The sequence below is a fragment of the Treponema maltophilum ATCC 51939 genome (assembly GCF_000413055.1).
Classification (GTDB): Bacteria; Spirochaetota; Spirochaetia; order Treponematales; family Treponemataceae; genus Treponema_C; species Treponema_C maltophilum.
Window position 1 is genome coordinate 2,407,843 of the sequence record NZ_KE332518.1, and the last position, 18,832, is coordinate 2,426,674.

General features: G+C 47.1%; 15 protein-coding genes. 8 read left to right on the forward strand and 7 right to left on the reverse strand.

The window, feature by feature from the left end:
• Window positions 1-3 precede the first annotated feature (3 nt).
• The gene (locus HMPREF9194_RS11110; RefSeq protein WP_016526471.1) at window positions 4-768 is read left to right on the forward strand and encodes an epoxyqueuosine reductase QueH; all 765 of its coding nucleotides are present in this window, start codon (window positions 4-6) and stop codon (window positions 766-768) included.
• A 489-nt stretch (window positions 769-1,257) separates the two neighbouring features.
• Here HMPREF9194_RS11110 and HMPREF9194_RS11115 read toward each other — a convergent pair whose 3' ends face one another.
• The 3 genes from HMPREF9194_RS11115 to gyrB are packed head-to-tail and all read right to left on the reverse strand — an operon-like array spanning window position 1,258 to window position 6,224.
• Window positions 1,258-1,824, reverse strand: a complete 567-nt coding sequence (locus HMPREF9194_RS11115; protein ID WP_016526472.1) for a GNAT family N-acetyltransferase — start codon at window positions 1,822-1,824, stop codon at window positions 1,258-1,260.
• A gap of 18 nt (window positions 1,825-1,842) precedes the next feature.
• Entirely contained in the window at window positions 1,843-4,287 is a 2,445-nt protein-coding gene (gyrA, locus tag HMPREF9194_RS11120) for a DNA topoisomerase (ATP-hydrolyzing) subunit A (RefSeq protein WP_016526473.1), read from the reverse strand.
• Window positions 4,288-4,307: 20 nt separating this feature from the next.
• Window positions 4,308-6,224, reverse strand: a complete 1,917-nt coding sequence (gene gyrB / locus HMPREF9194_RS11125; RefSeq protein WP_016526474.1) for a DNA topoisomerase (ATP-hydrolyzing) subunit B — start codon at window positions 6,222-6,224, stop codon at window positions 4,308-4,310.
• Between the two features lie 90 nt (window positions 6,225-6,314).
• Between gyrB and dnaA the strand changes: the two genes are divergently transcribed.
• From dnaA to HMPREF9194_RS11160, 7 genes are all read left to right on the forward strand, one after another.
• Window positions 6,315-7,736, forward strand: a complete 1,422-nt coding sequence (dnaA, locus tag HMPREF9194_RS11130) for a chromosomal replication initiator protein DnaA (RefSeq protein ID WP_016526475.1) — start codon at window positions 6,315-6,317, stop codon at window positions 7,734-7,736.
• A gap of 227 nt (window positions 7,737-7,963) precedes the next feature.
• On the forward strand, window positions 7,964-9,067 hold the full coding sequence (gene dnaN / locus HMPREF9194_RS11135) for a DNA polymerase III subunit beta (protein ID WP_016526476.1): 1,104 nt from the start codon (window positions 7,964-7,966) through the stop codon (window positions 9,065-9,067).
• Between the two features lie 5 nt (window positions 9,068-9,072).
• On the forward strand, window positions 9,073-10,158 hold the full coding sequence (gene recF / locus HMPREF9194_RS11140) for a DNA replication/repair protein RecF (protein WP_016526477.1): 1,086 nt from the start codon (window positions 9,073-9,075) through the stop codon (window positions 10,156-10,158).
• 46 nt (window positions 10,159-10,204) lie between these two features.
• Window positions 10,205-10,606, forward strand: a complete 402-nt coding sequence (locus HMPREF9194_RS11145; protein WP_016526478.1) for a DciA family protein — start codon at window positions 10,205-10,207, stop codon at window positions 10,604-10,606.
• Window positions 10,607-10,799: 193 nt separating this feature from the next.
• Window positions 10,800-11,486 (forward strand): 5'-methylthioadenosine/adenosylhomocysteine nucleosidase, encoded by a 687-nt coding sequence (locus HMPREF9194_RS11150; protein WP_016526479.1) that lies wholly within the window; start codon window positions 10,800-10,802, stop codon window positions 11,484-11,486.
• A 10-nt stretch (window positions 11,487-11,496) separates the two neighbouring features.
• Window positions 11,497-12,105 carry a P-II family nitrogen regulator gene (locus tag HMPREF9194_RS12520; RefSeq protein WP_016526480.1) on the forward strand — a complete coding sequence of 203 codons (609 nt, stop codon included), beginning with the start codon at window positions 11,497-11,499 and terminating at the stop codon, window positions 12,103-12,105.
• The gene (locus tag HMPREF9194_RS11160; RefSeq protein ID WP_016526481.1) at window positions 12,102-12,944 is read left to right on the forward strand and encodes a biotin--[acetyl-CoA-carboxylase] ligase; all 843 of its coding nucleotides are present in this window, start codon (window positions 12,102-12,104) and stop codon (window positions 12,942-12,944) included. Before HMPREF9194_RS12520 ends, HMPREF9194_RS11160 begins: the two co-directional genes overlap by 4 nt.
• Here HMPREF9194_RS11160 and HMPREF9194_RS11165 read toward each other — a convergent pair.
• From HMPREF9194_RS11165 to HMPREF9194_RS11180, 4 genes are all read right to left on the reverse strand, one after another.
• The gene (locus tag HMPREF9194_RS11165; RefSeq protein WP_016526482.1) at window positions 12,941-13,282 is read right to left on the reverse strand and encodes a hydrogenase maturation nickel metallochaperone HypA/HybF; all 342 of its coding nucleotides are present in this window, start codon (window positions 13,280-13,282) and stop codon (window positions 12,941-12,943) included. The genes HMPREF9194_RS11160 and HMPREF9194_RS11165 overlap by 4 nt on opposite strands.
• Window positions 13,283-13,289: 7 nt before the next feature.
• The gene (locus HMPREF9194_RS11170; RefSeq protein WP_016526483.1) at window positions 13,290-15,965 is read right to left on the reverse strand and encodes an FAD-dependent oxidoreductase; all 2,676 of its coding nucleotides are present in this window, start codon (window positions 15,963-15,965) and stop codon (window positions 13,290-13,292) included.
• Window positions 15,966-16,154: 189 nt separating this feature from the next.
• On the reverse strand, window positions 16,155-18,128 hold the full coding sequence (locus HMPREF9194_RS11175) for an FAD-dependent oxidoreductase (protein ID WP_016526484.1): 1,974 nt from the start codon (window positions 18,126-18,128) through the stop codon (window positions 16,155-16,157).
• A 120-nt stretch (window positions 18,129-18,248) separates the two neighbouring features.
• A complete protein-coding gene (locus HMPREF9194_RS11180) occupies window positions 18,249-18,803 on the reverse strand; it encodes an NAD(P)H-dependent oxidoreductase (protein WP_016526485.1) in 555 nt (184 codons plus the stop codon).
• Window positions 18,804-18,832: the final 29 nt, after the last annotated feature.

Here is an 18,832-nt window from a genome sequence, read left to right on the forward strand (position 1 = left end):
ATCGTGAATCAAAAACAAAACTACGACAAGCTTTTTTCTCTTGAACTTGAACGCATAGCACAGTCGAGCGAGTTTATATACAAAAAACCGCGCCTTTTGCTCCACGCATGCTGCGGTCCCTGTTCGTCGGCCGTATTGGAACGCCTTGCCGATCATTTTAAAATTACGATTTTTTATTATAATCCGAACATCCACCCGGCCACCGAGTATGAGCGCCGGCTCGAAGAACTTGCTTTCTTTTTGAACCGTCGCCAACATAAACATCGAACGGAAACGTCGGACTCGACAGTCGACCTTGTTCGTGCCGATTACAATATCGGGGATTTTTTTGCCGCCGTCAACATCGAAGAACTTCCCGAACGGGCGCAAGAATCCGAGCGCGGCGAGCGCTGTTTTGCCTGTTATCACCTGCGCATGAAAAAAGCGGCTTTGTACGCGCTTGAAAACGGCTTCGACTATTTTACGACAACGCTTTCGATCAGCCCGCACAAAAACAGTGAAAAGATCAACGAGATCGGAGCCGCCCTTGAAAGAGAACTGTCGGAAGCCGGCTTGGCGTCCAATGCTCCGCTTCGGCAAAAACCCGCCGTCCCGCGTTATTTGTATGCCGATTTTAAAAAACAGAACGGCTACAAGCGCTCCCTTGAAATTTCCGCCGAATACGGACTGTACCGCCAAGATTACTGCGGATGCATATATTCAAAACAAAACAGTGAAACCCACCGTTCCGCGCAGCAGAACCGCGTCAACGCAGAGGTTTTTTCTTGAAAATCTTCTTAAACGCTTCATCTTGCTTTTTTTTGCTGCTTTCGGCGGCACAAATTTTTCTTTTTGCGGACTTTTCGGCATCGGTCTTAAATATTTGGGTTTAAGTTTTCACCCAGCAGGAGCCACAACCGCGCCATTCGAACAAAAATGTTTCACGTGAAACATTTTAGGATGAATATGAAAAAATGATTGATTATTATCCGGTGATTTCGGCAGCGATGAAAATGTTTTTATCAAACGCTACTCTTTCGATATAAAACCTTGCCGTCAATTCGGCAAACATTCACCGTAAGATTCCCGAAAAACATCCATATGAATTAAATTTCCGCTTGTAATAAAACGATCTCGGAATAAAAATCGGAGGATTCTATTTTATAAGAGCCATTTCTCGGTTTATGCGTTCTTCAACTTACAAAACTCGATATAATCATCAACGGAAGATTCAAAGGCGGCTTTCAGTTCCGAAACGGAAGAGCCTTCAAATTTATTTCAAACAGGTGTTTTATTTTGTACATCCGTTTTTTTTTCCAATATTTCGCCGTTTTCCGCGCGCTGAACAAAAACATAGCCTAAACCGGCATACAGATTTTTGGCGGCGGAATTGGAATCCTCTACATGTAGTCTGATTGTATCGTAGCCGCGTTCAGCCAGAAGTTTTTCAGCAAGCCTGAGCGCTTTGCGCGCTATGCCTTTACGCCGGTATTCGGGACGAACAAAGATATCCATAAGAAAAGCGATATCCCTTCCTTCTTTTTCGACGGCAAAAAACCACAGATAACCGACCGTGATTTCGGCATCACTGTCTGCATAAATACCGGCATAGTCGGAACTAATATCAACACTGTCGGTTACCTGTTTATCGGGACAAAAATCGTTTATTTCGATTGCGTACAGATAATGTTTTTTTATTTTTTCACCGTCGGGAAGAAGGGCGTCGATTTCTTTTTCGCAAGCCGAGCGGGATTGTTTTGAAAACGCGGCGAGGTTTTCAATCATATAAGGCTTAATTGTTTTATAAAGAGCGCCGTCCACGGGCTTTAAAACAATATTCGCCATAACGCCTGTTTTTTCCCTTTATTCTTCTTTTTCGACGCGGTCTACACCGATGACAAAGTCGGGTGAATCGATTTTAAGAATGCATACGCCTTGGCTTGCGCGTCCCTGCTGGCTTATTGCGGACGCCGCAAGTTTGAGGGTTTTTCCCTGACTGGTTATACACATCACTTCGTCGGTGTCGGCAACGGCAATGACCCCGACAACTTCGCCTGTTTTGTCATTTACGTTGTAGCCGATTTGGCCTTGCGTTCCGCGTGAATGCACCGAAAACTGATCGAAGTCGACGCGCTTTCCGTAGCCGGATTCGGTAACCAAAAGCATATTCGCGTTTGTATCGACGCGGACGGCGGCGGTTAATTCGTCCCCGACTGCAAGTTTTAAGCCGGAAACGCCGCGTGAAGAACGTCCCATCGGACGCACCGACGTTTCGGTTATGCGCAGCACTTTTCCGCGGCGGGAGGCAAGCGCCAAATCGTCGCTTCCGCCGGTAAGAATCGCCGAAACGATTTTATCTCCCGCGTCGAGGTTGATTGCAATAATGCCGCGCGTTTTTGCGTTTTTAAAATCGGCGGTTTTAACTTTTTTAATAACGCCGTTTGCGGTCGCCATAAACAAATGCTGTTCTTCGCTGAATTCGCGAAGCGATACGACCGTTGCGATTTCTTCGTTCGCACCGATCGCCAAAAGGCTTTTTATATGAGAACCGCGGGATGCGCGGCCGGCTTCGGGAATTTCGTGTACCTTAATCCAATAGGCTTTTCCCTCGGTCGAAATAAAGACAATGTAGTCGTGGGTGGACGCGACAAAAAGTTGTTTTATGTAATCGTCTTCAACGAGTTTTGCGCTGTTCGAGCCCTTGCCGCCCTTTCCCTGATTTTTATACGCGGTAACGGGAATGCTCTTTATATAACCCAAGTGCGAAATAAGAATGACCATATCTTCTTCTTTGATTAGGTCTTCTATATTGATTTCTTCCACTTCGTCCGAAACGATGTCCGTGCGCCGATCGTCGCCGAATTTTTCGGCAAGTTCAAGCGTTTCGTTTTTTACAAGCTGAAGGATTTTTTCCGGATGCGCAAGAAGGTCTTTGCATTTTTCGATAAAAAGTTCCAACTCTTCCAATTCTTTTTTGAGCGTTTCGATTTCGAGACTTGTGAGGCGCTTAAGCTGCATATCGACAATCGCTTGCGACTGAACGTCGTCAAAACCGAAGCGCTTGGAAAGCGCGTCCTTTGCCGTTTGCGTGTCGCGCGACGAGCGGATGATTTTTATCACTTCATCGATGTTATCGATGGCGACGATGAGGGCGCGCAGGATGTGGGCGCGCTCTTCGGCTTTGCGTAAATCAAAACGGATGCGCCGTGTTACGACTTCGTTGCGGTGCTCGACAAAATAGGCAACCAAAGACTTTAAAGTTAAAACTTCCGGCCGGCCTTTTACGAGCGCAAGGTTGTTTACGCTGAACGAAGACTGCAGCGCGGTTTTTGCAAAAAGCTGATTCAATACGACTTTGGCGATGGAACCGCGTTTAAGCTCGATAACGATGCGCAAGCCGGCGCGGTCGGACGTTTCGTCGTTTATGGCCGCTATACCGTCGATGACCTTTTCGCGCGCAAGCTCACCGATGCGGCTGCACAGCACGGTTGTATTTACCTGATAGGGAACTTCGGTAAACACGATACTTTCACGACCTTTTTTATCGACTTCAATATTAAAACGGCCGCGTACGATTATTCTGCCCTTGCCGGTTTTAAAAGCTTGTTTAATGCCTTTGCGGCCGTAGATAACGCCGCCTGTAGGAAAGTCGGGGCCCTTTATGTGTTTTGAAAGTTCGTCTATTGAAATATCGTTGTTGTCGATGTATGCGGCAACGGCTGCGGCAATTTCGCGTAAATTGTGCGGCGGCATATTCGTCGCCATACCGACCGCAATACCGGAAGAACCGTTTGCAAGCAAAAAGGGAAACTTTGCCGGCAAAACGGTCGGCTCGACCGTAGATTCGTCAAAGTTCGGAATAAAGTCGACGGTTTCTTTTTTGATGTCTTCGACCATCGTTTCGGCAAGCCGGGCCATTTTGGCTTCGGTATAACGATAGGCTGCGGCAGGGTCGCCGCCGATGGTGCCGAAGTTTCCCTGCGGATGGATGACCGGATAACGAAGCGAAAAGTCCTGCCCCAAGCGGACAAGCGCGTCGTATACGGAAGCGTCTCCGTGCGGGTGATAACTTCCCAGTACATCACCGACAATTTTTGCACACTTTCGCGTCGGACCGGAATAGCGCAGGTTGCGTTCTTCCATGGAATACAAAATGCGCCGGTGAACGGGCTTGAGTCCGTCGCGGACGTCGGGCAAAGCGCGGCTTACGATAACGGACATCGAATAATCTATGTATGCGCGCTTCATTTCCGTTTCAATAGGAATCGAAATTAAAACGCCGCCTTCCGGGGTTTTTTGTTCTTCCATCAATATTCCTTCAATCTTCCTTATACGTCCAGATTTGCGTAAACGGCATTTTCTTCAATAAATTTCCGGCGCGGTTCAACTTCTTCGCCCATCAGCGTACTGAATATACGGTCGGCTTCAACCGCATCGGGAAGCGTTACCTTCATCATTTTTCTGCGCGCAGGATCCATCGTCGTCTCCCACAACTGGGTTCCGTCCATCTCACCCAAACCTTTATAACGCTGCACGCTGATTTTTTCCGAATCGCGCCCGATTTCGGTAAATACTTTGTCGCGCTCGTTATCGTCGTATACGTACCACTCTTTTTTATTGAATACTATTTTATACAAAGGCGGCATCGCAAGATACACAAACCCTTTTTCGATAAGCTCGGGCATATAGCGGAAAAAGAAGGTTAAAAGCAGCGTGCGTATGTGCGAACCGTCGACATCGGCATCGGCCATAATGATGATTTTATGATAACGTATTTTTTCAATATTAAAATCTTTGCCGATGCCCGTTCCCAAAGACGCGATAACCGGCTGTAATTTTTCGTTATTTACGACTTTATCCAAACGCGTACGCTCGACATTCAGCATTTTTCCCCACAAGGGCAAAATAGCCTGCGTTTTACTGTCGCGGCCTTTTTTTGCCGAACCGCCTGCCGAATCTCCTTCCACTATGTACACTTCGCATTTTGCAGGATCTTTTAAAGAGCAGTCGGCGAGTTTTCCCGGCAAACCGAAGCTGTCCAAAGAACTTTTGCGCCGCGTCGCTTCTTTTGCTTTGCGCGCCGCAATGCGGGCCGCCGCCTCTCCAACGCATTTTTCCAAAATCAAATCTATAACTTTGGGGTTTTGCTCAAAAAACAAAATAAGCTGTTCGTAAGCCAGCGAATCGACAATGCCGCGAACGTCGGTGTTGCCCAACTTTGTTTTCGTTTGGCCTTCAAACTGCGGTTCGGGCACCTTTACCGATAAAACGGCGGTAAGGCCGGCACGAACGTCTTCGCCGGTCAGCTTTTCTTCTTTGTCGAGTTTTTTTAAAAGTTTTGCGTTGTTTTTTAAAAACTCGTTCATAACTTTTGTAAGCGCCGATTTTAAACCGTCCAAGTGGGTGCCGCCCTCTTTTGTGTTTATATCGTTTACAAAAGATAAAATATTCTCGTTGTATCCGTCGTTGTATTGAACCGCAAGTTCGACAACGATGTCGTCGCGGCTGCCTTCGATAAAAATCGGCTCGGCCGGAATAACCGCCTTGCCTTCATTTAAATACGAAACAAACTGGCGGATACCGCCGTCGAATTGATACACTTTTTCCCGCGGCGTCGTAAGCCGTTCGTCGCGGAACACAATCGTTATATTGCCGTTCAAAAAGGCAAGTTCGCGCAAGCGCATCGCAAGCACGTCAAAACTGTATGTGGTCGTTTCGGTAAAAATCGAAGGGTCGGCTTTCCAGCGGATGGTCGTTCCGTTTTTATCCGTCGTGCCTATTTCTTTTACCGGCGCAAGCGATTTACCCGCCGCGTATTTTTGGTAGTATTTTTTTCCGTCTTTTTCGACAAAGGCTTCAAGCCACAAAGACAGCGCGTTTACGCACGAAACGCCGACACCGTGCAACCCCCCGGAAACCTTATAAGAACCCTTGTCGAATTTGCCGCCGGCATGAAGGCGTGTTAAAACCAATTCCAAAGCACTTATGCCTTCGGTCGGGTGAATATCCACGGGAATACCGCGGCCATTGTCTTCAACGCGCACAATATCGTCCGGTTCCAGTACTACGGTAATGCGGTCGCATTGGCCGGCCATCGCTTCGTCTATGGAGTTATCCACAACTTCATACACCAAGTGATGCAAACCGTCGGGACCGGTAGAACCGATGTACATACCGGGGCGTTTGCGGACAGCCTCAAGGCCTTTTAAAACTTGAATGTTTTGAGCCGAATAACCAGCACTCATGAAAAATCCTTAAAAAAGAGGTATAAAAAGCAGTAATTTCATTATAGTCATATTGCGGAAAAAAGTAAAGGCAGGTTATAATGACGTGCTATGGCTACATGGGATTATTCGGCCTTTTGGCACGAAGGTATAGAGCAGCTCAAAGAAGAATTTTCTTCAAAAAAACGTCTTCAGGAATTCGACATGTGGTTTTCGCCCGTCAAATATGTAAATTCAAAAGAATCCGCTATCGTAGCCGCGTGCCCTTCAAAATTTTTGGAAGATAATTTCGTTTCGCGCGGATATGCGGCCGCCGTGCAAAAAAAGCTGCATGAATTGTCCGGAAAATCGCTTAAACTTGAATTTATTATACGCGTTCCGGACGAATCGGCCGATAAAAGCAAAAAAGCCGAAAGCCGGCCTCAACACAATCAGCAAAAAAGCCAAAGCGAAAACGCCGAGGCGAAAAAAATCAAAAAACATCCCGATTTGCGCGAAGATTATACGTTCGATACCTTTGTAATGGGAGAAAACAATTCGTTTGCGTATAACGCGGCCCTTGCCATTTCAAAAAATCCCGGTCGAACGTACAATCCCATTCTCATTTACGGCGGCGTCGGTTTGGGAAAAACACACTTAATTCAAGCGATAGGGAACGCCGTTTATCAGACGGGCAATTTTAAAGTCATATATATTACCGCCGAAAATTTTACAAACGAATTTATTCAGTCCTTAAACGAAAAAACCGCGCAAAAGTTCAAAAACAAATACCGTTCGGTAGACGTTCTTTTAATAGACGACATTCACTTTTTGCAGAATAAAGAAGGAACGCAGGAAGAACTTTTTTATACGTTTGATACGTTGTACAATTCGTTTAAACAAATCGTCTTTACCTGCGACCGTCCCATATCGGAATTAAAAAACCTGACCGAACGGCTGCGTTCCCGTTTCGAGCGCGGACTGAACGTCGATTTGCAGCCGCCCAAATACGAAACCCGGCGCGCTATTTTGGAAAAAAAGCTCGAATACATGCGCTCGCAATCTTCGTCGCAGTTTATATCGTTTATTCCCGACGAAGTGATAGATTTGATTGCGCAAAACGTCGAAACGAACGTGCGCGATTTGGAATCCTGTCTTACCAAAATAATAGCCTATGCCGAATTGGTGCAAAACAAAATAACGCTGGACATTGCGCGTCAACAGCTGCGCGACAAATTCTCTTCGGCACAGCCCGAAAATATAAATATAGACATTATACAGCGGGTCGTTGCCGACGACTTTAATATTTCGCTTTCCGATATACGCGGAAAAAAGCGCACAAAAAACGTGGTTTTGCCCCGGCAAATTGCCATGTATTTGGCACAGGAATTGACCGAATTTTCCACGACGGAGCTCGGCATGGAATTCGGCGGAAGAGATCACACAACCGTTATGCATTCGTGTCAAAAAATCCGCGAAGCGATCATTACCGATTCGAAACTGGATTCAAAAATTCAATATCTTATAAAAAATATAAAGGATTATAAAAAATAAGATACACAAGTTGTGCAAAATATGCTATTATGTTGTTGATGCCGTATTGAAAACCGCAATGCCTTGTTGATATGTGGATATTCGAGTAAAAACAATAACGGCTTATTAAACGCGTAAATTGTTGTAAAAGAATAAAATACATAAAGTATCCACTTTTACACAAGCCTTATTATTACTGTTACTATTATATATAAATATATATATAATAATACAAAAACGGAGGAACTATGAAATTCACATTCGACAGAGATGCAATACTCAAAGAAATAGGAATTGCGCAGGAAATAATTTCCACAAAAAACGCTCTTTCCATACTTTCAAACGTTTTATTTATAGCCGAAAACAATTCGCTTACGATAAAAGCTACCGATATAAAAGTCAATTTCGAAACCAAAATTCCCGTTGAAGTCGAGGAAGAAGGAACGACAACCGTTTTTTGCGATAAATTCATCAGTATTTTGAATACGCTTCCTTCCGGCGATGTGGAATTTTCACAAAAAGATATAAACGTTGTTATAAAGCCCATAACTAAAAAAGTCCGCTTCCAGCTGAAAAGTATGGCAAGCGATAAGTTCCCCGAATTCGCTTCCGAACAAAATATTCCGTGGTTTGAAGTTCCCGCCGCGGAATTTAAGGCGATGATTACACAAACGATTTTTGCCGTTTCCGACGATGAAACGCGTTATTTTATGAACGGTGTATATTTCGAAAAAAAAGAGGAAAATCTCGTCATGGTTGCCACGGACGGGCGGCGTCTTGCGTATTCGGCAAAACCTTTATGCGCCGGTATTGCGGATTTTCAGCCGGCAATCGTTCCGCCGAAAATTTTAAATATTATTTTAAAACGGCTTCCTTCCGAAGGAAATCTTTCAATGGCTGTTTTAAACAAAATGATATATTTTAAATTCGGCAATTACAGCTTTGCATCGGTTTTAATCGACGGTCAGTTTCCGAATTATCAGCGCGTTATTCCGGAAGCGCAGGACAAAAAGTTTCAAATAAACCGCAGAGATTTACTCGATGCTTTACGCCGTGTCGGGCTTTTGGTTGAACAAAAATCGCGCCGTGTGTATTTCGATCTCTCGGAAGGTATGTTGACGATAACGGCACAAGAGTCCGAAATCGGAACGGCGAAAGAAGAAATTCCGTGCCGTTATGCGGGCGAACATATAACGATTGCACTGAATTATCTGTATGTGGAAGAACCGATGAAGGTAATCGATACGGAATATATAACCTTTGAATTTACTGAATATATGAAGGCGATTACATTGAAACCCGAACCGGCTCAGGACTTTTTCCATATCATAATGCCGATGCAGGCGGAATAGAGTTTGTGCCTTTTTTATCGGTATCCCCGGTCGGTTTTCGCAATATAAAAGATGCCGCTATAGATCTTTTTGCTCCGGAAGTTTTTTTAACGGGCGAAAACGGACAGGGTAAAACGAACATTTTGGAATCTTTATATATGATTTCATACGGATCTTCTTTCCGCACAAAAAACGATGCGGAAATTATCCGTTCGGGCGAAGATTCTTACGGTATACGCGGATTTTATAAAGACGAAAACGGAAAAGCCGATACGATTGCCATTCAATATGCAAAAAGCGCCGGAAAAAAAAAGCTGTTAAAAAACGGAAAAGTTTTAACCGACCGTAAAGATTTAATACAGACGATACCCTGCGTTCTTTTTTGTCACGACGATTTGGATTTTGCCGTGGGAGAGCCGGAACGGCGGCGTTTTTTTATCGATCAGTCTTTATCGATGTACGACGTTTTATACATAGACGTTTTGCGCAAATACAAAAAGATATTGAAAATACGCAACATGCTTTTGCGCGACGAAAAATACGAAATGCTCGATATTTACGATATCGAATTGGCAAAAAACGGTCTTACGATTGTTAAAAAACGGAACGAAGCGCTGTTCCGCTTCAATCGAATTTTTGCGCCCTTATACGAAGAAGTTACGGGAATCGATAAGGTTTCCATTGCCTACGATTCGTCGTGGAAAGAAAAAAAAGAGGAAGAAATCGTCGCGCTGCTTCAGGAAAAACGGCAAAGCGATATTGTAATGAAAACGACTTTAAGCGGGCCACACCGCGACAGGATCCGTTTTATGCGGCATCAGCAGCCGTTTATTCCGACCGCATCGACCGGCCAGCGGCGCCTTGCGGCTATTTTGCTCAGGGTATGCCAAGCCGTTTTATATACCGAAACCGTTTCGAAAAAGCCCGTTTTACTTATGGACGACGTTCTTTTGGAATTGGACATTGCAAAACGCGAACGCATAACCGCGCTGCTTCCCCAATACGATCAGCTTTTTTGTACCTTTTTGCCCGAAGAACCCTACGCGCGCTATAAGAGAAGTTCGACAAAGGTGTACGAAGTAAAAAACGGTGTTTTAACGCCGACGGCGTAAAAAGCGCAGGAGTTTTGCGTTAATGTGCAGTATCGGAGAATTTTAAATGAAAGCGGACGATGTATACGTACAAAAAGCTTCGGACTTATTGGATTCGATTTTTACCGATATTTTTTCCAAAGCGCCTCAAGGCGGAGCCGATTTGGAAAGAGGCTGGAAAAAGGTTTTGCAAAAAATAAGCGACGGCGAAAAACTTGCCGCGCACAGCCGCATTACGGATTTAAAAAACGATTTACTGCATATAGAAACCGATCATCCCGGCTGGATACAGCTTTTTAACATGCAGCAAAAACGTATATTAAAAGAGCTCAAAAAAGAATTCCCGGAACTGTCCGTAAAGGGTTTTTCCTTTGTTTTGCGCGGAAAAGGGAAAAAAACGGAAAGCGGTTTGCGCGATCTTACGGTTGAAGAAACGGAAGAATGGCTTAATGCGCGCGACGGTCGGTAAGAGAGTATACAAAAAAAAGATATATTTTAAAATAAAAAAAGGGCCGCTAAAGGAGGAGGAAAAGCGACCCTTTTATGATTGTTGCTGCTGAGGATACTATACGAAATTGTAAAAAAAATGTCAATACTTTTTTCGCATTTATTGCTTTTTTTTGCATTTTTTTGTAAAACAGACGAAAAGGAAGGAGTTTGCTATGAAAATAGGCATTATCGGTGCAATGAGTGTTGAAATCGAATATCTGAAAGAGATTCTTACCGGAATTGAAGCGGTTAAAAAGGGCGGCTTAGTGTTTTATACGGGAACGATTCGCGGCAAAGATGCCGTTATCGTGCAAAGCGGAGTGGGCAAGGTAAACGCCGCAATGTGCACAACTTTATTAATTGAATGCTTCGGCGTAACGCACGTCATCAATACGGGGGTTGCCGGCGGCTTAAAAGAAGGTTTGCACGTATTCGATGTTGTCGTGTCCTCGTGCTGCATACATCACGATGTGGATGCGACCGGCTTCGGCTATAAACCTTGCGAAGTTCCCGGTTTAAAAACGGTCGATTTTAAAGCGGACGCCTTCCTTATTGAAACCGCAAAAAGAGCGTGGAAGGAATGCGCTTTTTCATCGTCGCTTCTTGAAGGCCGCATCGCTTCCGGCGACGTTTTTGTCAATTCCGCGCAGCGCAAAAAAGAAATCCGTTCGTTATGCGATGCCGCCTGTGTGGAAATGGAAGGCGCTTCAATTGCACAAGTGTGTTTTTTAACCGGAATTCCGTTCGTAGTTATCCGCTGTATTTCCGACATGGCCGAAAATACCGAAGAAGTGTACGAAGAAAAAAAAGCCGCAAAAATAAGTTCGGTTTTGGTTGCGAATATATTCGGCTTGCTGTAATATATACCGTATGGAAAAGCTTGCGGTTGCGATTATTCCCGAACAATACACGGAAAGCTTTGTGTCGAACGTCTGCGAATGCGGGGCGCAAAAACTTATTGTTTTTTCGGGGCGCGGAACCGCAGGCCCCGTCTTACTGCAAAAACTGGGTTTGGGTGCAACAGAAAAATCGATAATCGGATTTTTTGCCTCATCCGATGTTTTTTCGTGCATACGCAGCTCTTGGGAAAAGTCGGAAGCGCAGCATAAAGATTGCACCGGCATCGTATTCAGCCTTTTAACGGAGAAACTCGATATGTCAAAAAAATCGGATCACACGCTTATTTGCGTTATCGTAAAATCGGGATACGGGGAAGCCGTTATGCAGGCCGCACGAAAAGCGGGTGCTCCCGGGGGAACAATTATCGATGCGAGAGGAACGGGAACCGAACAGGATATGAATTTTTTCGGCATACAGATTGTTCCCGAAAAAGAAGCGGTCTTGATTGTCGCCGAAACGAAAACCGCCGATGCGATAACCGAAGCGGTAAAAAAACTGCCGCATTTCGGAAAGCCCGACTCGGGCATACTTTGCACCTTTGCGGCCGAATCCTGTTTCCATCTGGGAACTCATAATTGAAGCCGCTTGACACGCGGGACATAGAGCGTTTTTTGCCGCCGCACATATCGGCGCTGTGTGCCGGAAAGATTACCGTTTTTAAAACAATCGACTCGACCAATTCCGAAGCAAAGCGGCGCTTATCCTGTGCCGAAAATTCGGCGGACGAAGATCTTGCCGCGCTGCACGGGACGGTTTTGATTGCCGAAGAACAAAGCGGCGGCCGCGGCCGTTCGGGCAAAAGCTTTTTTTCGCCCGCCGGAAGCGGAATATATTTGAGTCTTATTTACGTTCCCGATATTTCGGAGCATACAAACGCAGCCGGCGCGGCGCAAAGCGCCGATACTTCATTGATGACCGCTTTTGCCGCCGTATGCGTGTGCCGCTCTTTAAACGCCTTGGGTATAGACGGCCGCATAAAATGGGTAAACGATGTTTTTGTAAACGGGAAAAAAGCGTGCGGTATTTTAACCGAAGGTTTTATGCGCGGGAAGAAAATGGGTGCAGCTGTTGTCGGTGTCGGCATAAACGTATGCAAAGCACAATGCGAATTTCCCGGCGAATTGCGCGATATAGCCGGTTATATCACCGAAGATTCCGACACGGACAGAAACGCTCTTGCCGCATCGGTTATTTCGAACATGCTCGATGCATTTTCCGGCAAAACCGACGAGCGCGCACTGATGGACGAATATAAAAACCGCTCGTTTATTTTGGGAAAACGCATAAGGGTTATTTCGCCGCAACAAACGTATGAAGCGATCGCCCGCGAAATAACCGACGATGCCCACCTTATTGTTGAAGATTCCGCCGGAAAGCGGTACGAATTGCTTTCCGGCGAAGTGAGCTTGCGCGTTTAGCAGGCGACGATTTCTTTAATCAAAAATTCCCTGCCGCTCAGCGGTTCCAAACGTTCGCCGCTGCACTTCGGGCACTTTAAATTGTATTTAAACCCGTTGAATATTTCGCCGCAGTCTTTACATTTAACTTCACCCGGAATAACTTCCAATTCAAGTTGTGTGTTTTCAAAAGACGTTTTGTACGCGGCGGCAGGGAAACAGTCTTCAAGATAAGAAGGAACGACACCCGAAAGCTCGCCTACTTGCAAAACGATCTTTTCGACTTTCGAAAGTTTTTGTTCGTCGACTATTTCCTGCACGGTTTTTAAAACTTCGCACACGACTCCAAGCTCATGCATAAAAACCTCAATTTTGCGTAAATATGCGTTTAATCGACGATACGGCGATTTTTCCGCTGCGCCGCACCGCATATTTTGCTACGGCAAGCGGCAGTTTTTCGTAAACCGGCGCAAAATTATTGTATTTTTTTACCAAAGAGATGGCGTCGAATCTACACTTTGTCGTGCACTGTCCGCAGCCGACGCACATGTATTGGTCGACTTGAACCGCGCCGCAGCCTAAACAGCGTTCGGTTTCTTTTTTGATCTGCTCTTCGGTAAAAGTTTCGCGCGTATCTTTGAACGTTTTGCGGTTTTTCGCGTTATGGCCGGCAAGCTGGCGCCGAGTCGTATCATAGCTTTCGACAACGATATTTTGTTTATCCAAAGCGACGTATTCGCGCCTGTCGCGGCCGTAGGTCAGGCTTTGACCCGGCTGTACAAAACGGTGTATAGAAATTGCCGCCTGTTTGCCGGCTGCGATTGCGTCTATCGCAAACTTCGGCCCCGTGTACGCGTCGCCGCCGACGAAAACATCGCTTTGCGCGGTTTGATAGGTAAACGAATCGGCTTGCGCCGTATTGTTGCGGTTCAGTACGACCGCGCTGTCGGTTAACAATCCGCCCCAATCGATGCTTTGTCCGACGGAAAGCAGCACGAAGTCGGCATCGACGGTAATCGTTTCGTTTTCGTCGTATTGCGGATTGAATTTTTTATCTTTATCGAACACGGAAACGCACTTTTTCAGTTCGATGCCGGTAACTTTGCCGTCTTTGCTTATAATGCGTTTGGGACCCCACGAGTTATTGATGACGATGTCTTCTTCCAAGGCTTCTTCGATTTCTTCGTCCAAAGCGGGCATTTCGTTCCGCGCTTCCAAACAGTACATCGCAACGCTTTCCGCGCCTTCGCGGACGGCTGTCCGTGCAACGTCGATGGCGACATTTCCGCCGCCGATAACAATAACCTTGCCGTGAAGAGCGCTTTTTTTGCCGAGGTTTACATCGCGCAGGAATTCAACTCCGGCAATAACACCTTTCGCATCTTCGTTTTCAAGGCCGAGTTTTCGTCCGCCCTGCGCTCCGATTGCAAGGTAAAAGGCTTTAAAACCCTGTTTGCGCAAATCGTCGAGCGAAACGTCTTTTCCGACTTCGGTATTCGTTTTAAAAACGACGCCCATTTCTTTAAGAATGTCGATTTCGGCTTCGACGACGTTTTTTTCCAAGCGGAACGAAGGAATGCCGACGGTCAGCATGCCGCCCGGTTTGGACAATTTTTCAAAGACGGTAACCTTGTAGCCGTCTTCGGCAAGATAATAGGCGCACGAAAGGCCGGCCGGTCCCGAACCGATAACGGCGACGGGTTTTCCGTAATCGTGCTTTTTAGCCGGAATAAAGCGGCGGTTTTTATCCAAATCCTGTTCGGCTATGAACTTTTTAATTTCGTCGATGGCGATAGGATCGTCTATGTCGCCGCGCGTACATTCGCTTTCGCACTTGCGCGGGCAAATGCGGCCGCATACGGCCGGAAGTGGATTTTCTTTGCGGATAAGCTCGAGCGCTTCTTTGTATTTTCCCTGCGCGGCAAGTTTAATGTAGCCTTGAACCGCAATGTGTGCGGGGCACGCCGTTTTACACGGCGACGTTCCCGTTTCAACGACGTCTTTGCGGTTTTCGCGGTAATCCGGGTTCCAGTTTTTTTTGAGCCATACGTGATCGCGCACTTTCGCATACGTTTTTTCTTTTAACGGCGTTTTGGTGCACAGTTTTTGTCCGAGGCGAAGCGCGTTCGTGGGACAGTTTTCGACGCATTGACCGCAGGCAACGCATTTATCGGACTCGACTTGTGAAACGTAGTTTGAACGAATTGCATCCGGCGTATTGAATAACGTTGCGACGCGCATCGCAAAGCATGAACACGCACAGCAGTTACAAATAGCTGCCGTTTCGCCCAAACCTTCGATATTGGGCATTTGGTGCATAAGGCCCGCTTCTTCGGCTTTTTTAAGAATTTCTTCAACCTCTTTGCGGCTTACCTGTCGACCTCGACCCGTGCGGATATAGTATTCGGCGCCCGTTCCCATTTGAATGCACATGTCTTTTTCCAAGTGACCGCAGCCCTGATTAAGGATGCGCCGTGAACGCCGGCATGAGCAATCCGAAAGCGAAAAGGTATCATATTTGTCGAGGTAATAGGAAAGTTTTTCGTAGGAAACGGCCTTCATATTGCCGTCTATTGCCGATTGAATCGGAATAACGCGCATCATTCCGGTACCCATCGGCAAATTCGGTGCGATAGGCGCTATGCGCAGACGCGTGTATTCTTCAAAGGCTCGTCCGATTTGCGGATATTTTTTTACCGATTCGGCATTATTTACCATCATTTCCAAAATGCCGGGTGCATAAATCTGCACCATAAAAACTTCTTTGCCTTTTTCGTCGGTATAAACTTTGCATACGCCGATTTGCGCCAATTCCATTGCCAGTTTGTGAGCTTTTTCGACGCTCAGGTTCGCTTTTTTTGCAATGTATTCTATGGTGCGGGGTTTGCGCAATCCCATAACAAGGGCTACGTCCGCCTGCTCGTCCGATACGCAACATTCAAGGGAATAATACTCGGGCGCGTTTTCGTCTATTTTGTTGATAACGCCCGTTAATCCGCCGACCATGTGTGCAAGCTGCACGATTTTCTTTCGCAGTGCCATAATTCGTCCTTTATGTGAAGATGTGTGTGTTGAATATGATTTATTATATCACGGAACGGAATTTCAAGTAAATAGAAAAACGGGATTTTGTATAATATTTTATATAATATCGGCCGGTTTTGCGGATTATCCGGTTATTTTTAAATAAGGCGGCTGTATCGCGCGAACCGCGATACAGCCGCCGTAATGTTATTTTGCGTCCGCGACAACGGTATCGCCGGCACGTTTGCCGAAGACAACCGTATCTACGACCGCGTTGCCGCCGAGGCGGTTCGCGCCGTGAATGTCGCCGGTAACTTCGCCTGCGGCGTACAAGCCGGGAATCGCTTTACCGTTTGCGTCGAGCACGCGCGCATCTGTGTCGATAGCGACGCCGCCCATCGTGTGGTGGATGCACGCTTTACGGGGCGTTGCGATCCACGGGCCGTGTTCAAGTTTTACCGAATAGAGCGTTCTGCCGAATTCGTCGCGGCCGGACGCGACGCTCGCGTTAAACGTATCGACGGTTTTTTTAAGAACGGCGGCGTCCATGCCGAGCTTTGATGCCATTTCGTCGAGCGTGTCGGCCCGGTACATAAAGCCGTTCTTTTCGCAATAGTCGAAGGTAAAGCCGTCGGCGCTCCGCCAAGACGGATCGTTGATGTCTTTGTATTTGTCGCCGTCTGCACATTCGAGAACGTAGTAGAACTGTTCCGGCTGGTTGAAAACGGCAAGGCAAATATTGTCGCGGCGGCCGCCTTCGTTTGTAAAGCGTTTGCCTTCTTTATTCACAAAGATGATTTGGTCGGTGCCGTTTGCCGCACGCAGCGTGTATTTCGAAATTTGACCGTCCTGCAAATTGCCGAGGTATAAAAGCTGAATTTGTTCCATGTCGGCAAGTGCGGCTCCCGCAGCGGTCGCCATGGTTATGCCGTCGCCCTGCGAAGCGGAAAAGCGGTTCGTCGTTCCGACTTTGCTCAAGTCGCTCCATTTGCCGGAGGTGTTGTACTGCTGTACCATTTTACTGTTTGCTCCGAAACCGCCGGTCGAAAGGATGACGCCGTCTTTTGCGGAAATCGTAAATTGATTTCCGTTTCTGTCGGCGCATACGACGCCGGTAACTCTGCCGTTTTCTTTAACGAGTGACTTTGCCGTCGTTTCGACCATGAGCGAAACGTTGTCCATTTTTGCGATATTGTCGATGTAGGTCGAAAGAAAGCCCGTGCCGAGTTTCATAACGCTCGTATGCGTGCGCTGCCACAAAGAGCCTGCGCCCTGCGCAATCTTATCGGAAAAGCGCATGCCGAGACCTTCGATCCACTTTAAGCCGTCGTACGCGTTGTACGCGAGCGTTTTGACAAGCTCAAGGTTTGCGGCCTTGTCGCCGCCGTTCCACGTTTGCAGCGCGTACCATTCTTTCGAATCGAACAAATCTTTGCGTCCGCTTGCTTTGTACGCATTCCACTGCGCGCGTACCGCCGCCTGAAGGGCTGCGTGTTCGTCGCTCACGGGTTTTTCCGCGAGCGCTTTTTCGATCGTCGGTTTTACCGAATCCGACATCGTAACTTTTTTTTGCAATTCTTCATCGGCCGCATTGTAGATGGCGCCGCACACGAGGGTGTCGCCGCCGACTTCGCCGGTTTTTTCGACGATGATAACCGATTTGCCTTGTTGTCCCGCTGCGATTGCGGCTGCAAGACCCGCTCCGCCGCCGCCTACAACGACGACATCCGCGCTCGCATTCGACGGAGCTTTAGCGGGTTTTTGCTTTTTGCTCCAATCGGCGGGTTTTGCGCCCGCTTGCGTTAAGCAGTCGGATACTGCGGCCATAATCGCGCGCGACGTAATCGTGGCGCCGGTTACGATATCGACGTTTGTGCTTTGGTTTTCGACAATGCGCTGCGGAATGACGTCTACCGGAGAAAGTCCGCCGGCCGTTACGACGTTTCCGTCTATGTCTTTTAAGCGCGTGCCGATGCCGGGTGTTTCCGCATCGTTTGTTACTTCGACGCGGGCAATCTTTTTGCCTTCGATAGTAACGCTGACTTCAACGTCGCCGTTCATACCGCCGATGGCAGCCGTGTACGTGCCGTTTTTAACGGATTTTCCGCCGCACGAAACGAACAGGAATACAATTGCAAAAAGCGCATATGCCGCTGTTTGCAAAAACCGAGATGTTTTCATATAGCCTCCAAACTATAAAAATATAAAATAAACGCAAAAAACAGTGCGAAAAGCCGCCGATGAGAACGGTCGGTGTTTTAATATTTCGGTATCAATATATGTGATATAGATACAAAGGCATCACGCTTGTTGCAGTGCCTCCAACCGGGCCAAATAATCCGCTGCACTTTGCTCTACCGCTTTTCGGGCGGCTTCGCTGTATCCGGCGTTGCTGTCTATCGTATGGAAAGCAAACGGCGGGCGATAGTCGGCGCCGCAGTATTTTGCCGTAAGTTCAAAGGGGCGCAGCACATCGGCAACGCTGCAACCGACCGCACCGTCTGCGCGGTAATCTTCGGCAGGTGCGCCGAGCGAAACGGCAAGCGCGATTTTTCTGCCCGTCAACGCCTTGCCCTTCGAGCCGTATGCCCACCCATGAGTCAGCACGTCATCAAACCACTGTTTTAAAAGCGGCGGGCAGTTAAACCAGTACACGGGAAACTGCCATACCAGCGCACCGTGAGCCTCTATCAGTTTTTGCTCGGCGGCCACGTCGATCTTGCCCTGCGGATAGGCGGCGTAGAGTTCATGAACGGTAAAGCGGTCGGCGTGCTGCTTGAGCGCGGCCGCCCACTGTTTGTTGACGACGGATTGAGAAAGATCGGGATGGGCAAGAATAATCAGGGTTTTAGGCAAGATGAACTCCTTGTAAGTCAGACTTTAAC

Coding starts and splice junctions, on each gene's coding strand:
- HMPREF9194_RS11115 (WP_016526472.1), bottom strand. CDS start 1,824: ATGGCGAATATTGTTTTAAAGCCCGTGGACGGCGCTCTTTATAAAACA.
- gyrA (WP_016526473.1), bottom strand. CDS start 4,287: ATGGAAGAACAAAAAACCCCGGAAGGCGGCGTTTTAATTTCGATTCCT.
- gyrB (WP_016526474.1), bottom strand. CDS start 6,224: ATGAGTGCTGGTTATTCGGCTCAAAACATTCAAGTTTTAAAAGGCCTT.
- dnaA (WP_016526475.1), top strand. CDS start 6,315: ATGGCTACATGGGATTATTCGGCCTTTTGGCACGAAGGTATAGAGCAG.
- dnaN (WP_016526476.1), top strand. CDS start 7,964: ATGAAATTCACATTCGACAGAGATGCAATACTCAAAGAAATAGGAATT.
- HMPREF9194_RS11145 (WP_016526478.1), top strand. CDS start 10,205: ATGAAAGCGGACGATGTATACGTACAAAAAGCTTCGGACTTATTGGAT.
- HMPREF9194_RS11150 (WP_016526479.1), top strand. CDS start 10,800: ATGAAAATAGGCATTATCGGTGCAATGAGTGTTGAAATCGAATATCTG.
- HMPREF9194_RS12520 (WP_016526480.1), top strand. CDS start 11,497: ATGGAAAAGCTTGCGGTTGCGATTATTCCCGAACAATACACGGAAAGC.
- HMPREF9194_RS11165 (WP_016526482.1), bottom strand. CDS start 13,282: ATGCATGAGCTTGGAGTCGTGTGCGAAGTTTTAAAAACCGTGCAGGAA.
- HMPREF9194_RS11170 (WP_016526483.1), bottom strand. CDS start 15,965: ATGGCACTGCGAAAGAAAATCGTGCAGCTTGCACACATGGTCGGCGGA.
- HMPREF9194_RS11175 (WP_016526484.1), bottom strand. CDS start 18,128: ATGAAAACATCTCGGTTTTTGCAAACAGCGGCATATGCGCTTTTTGCA.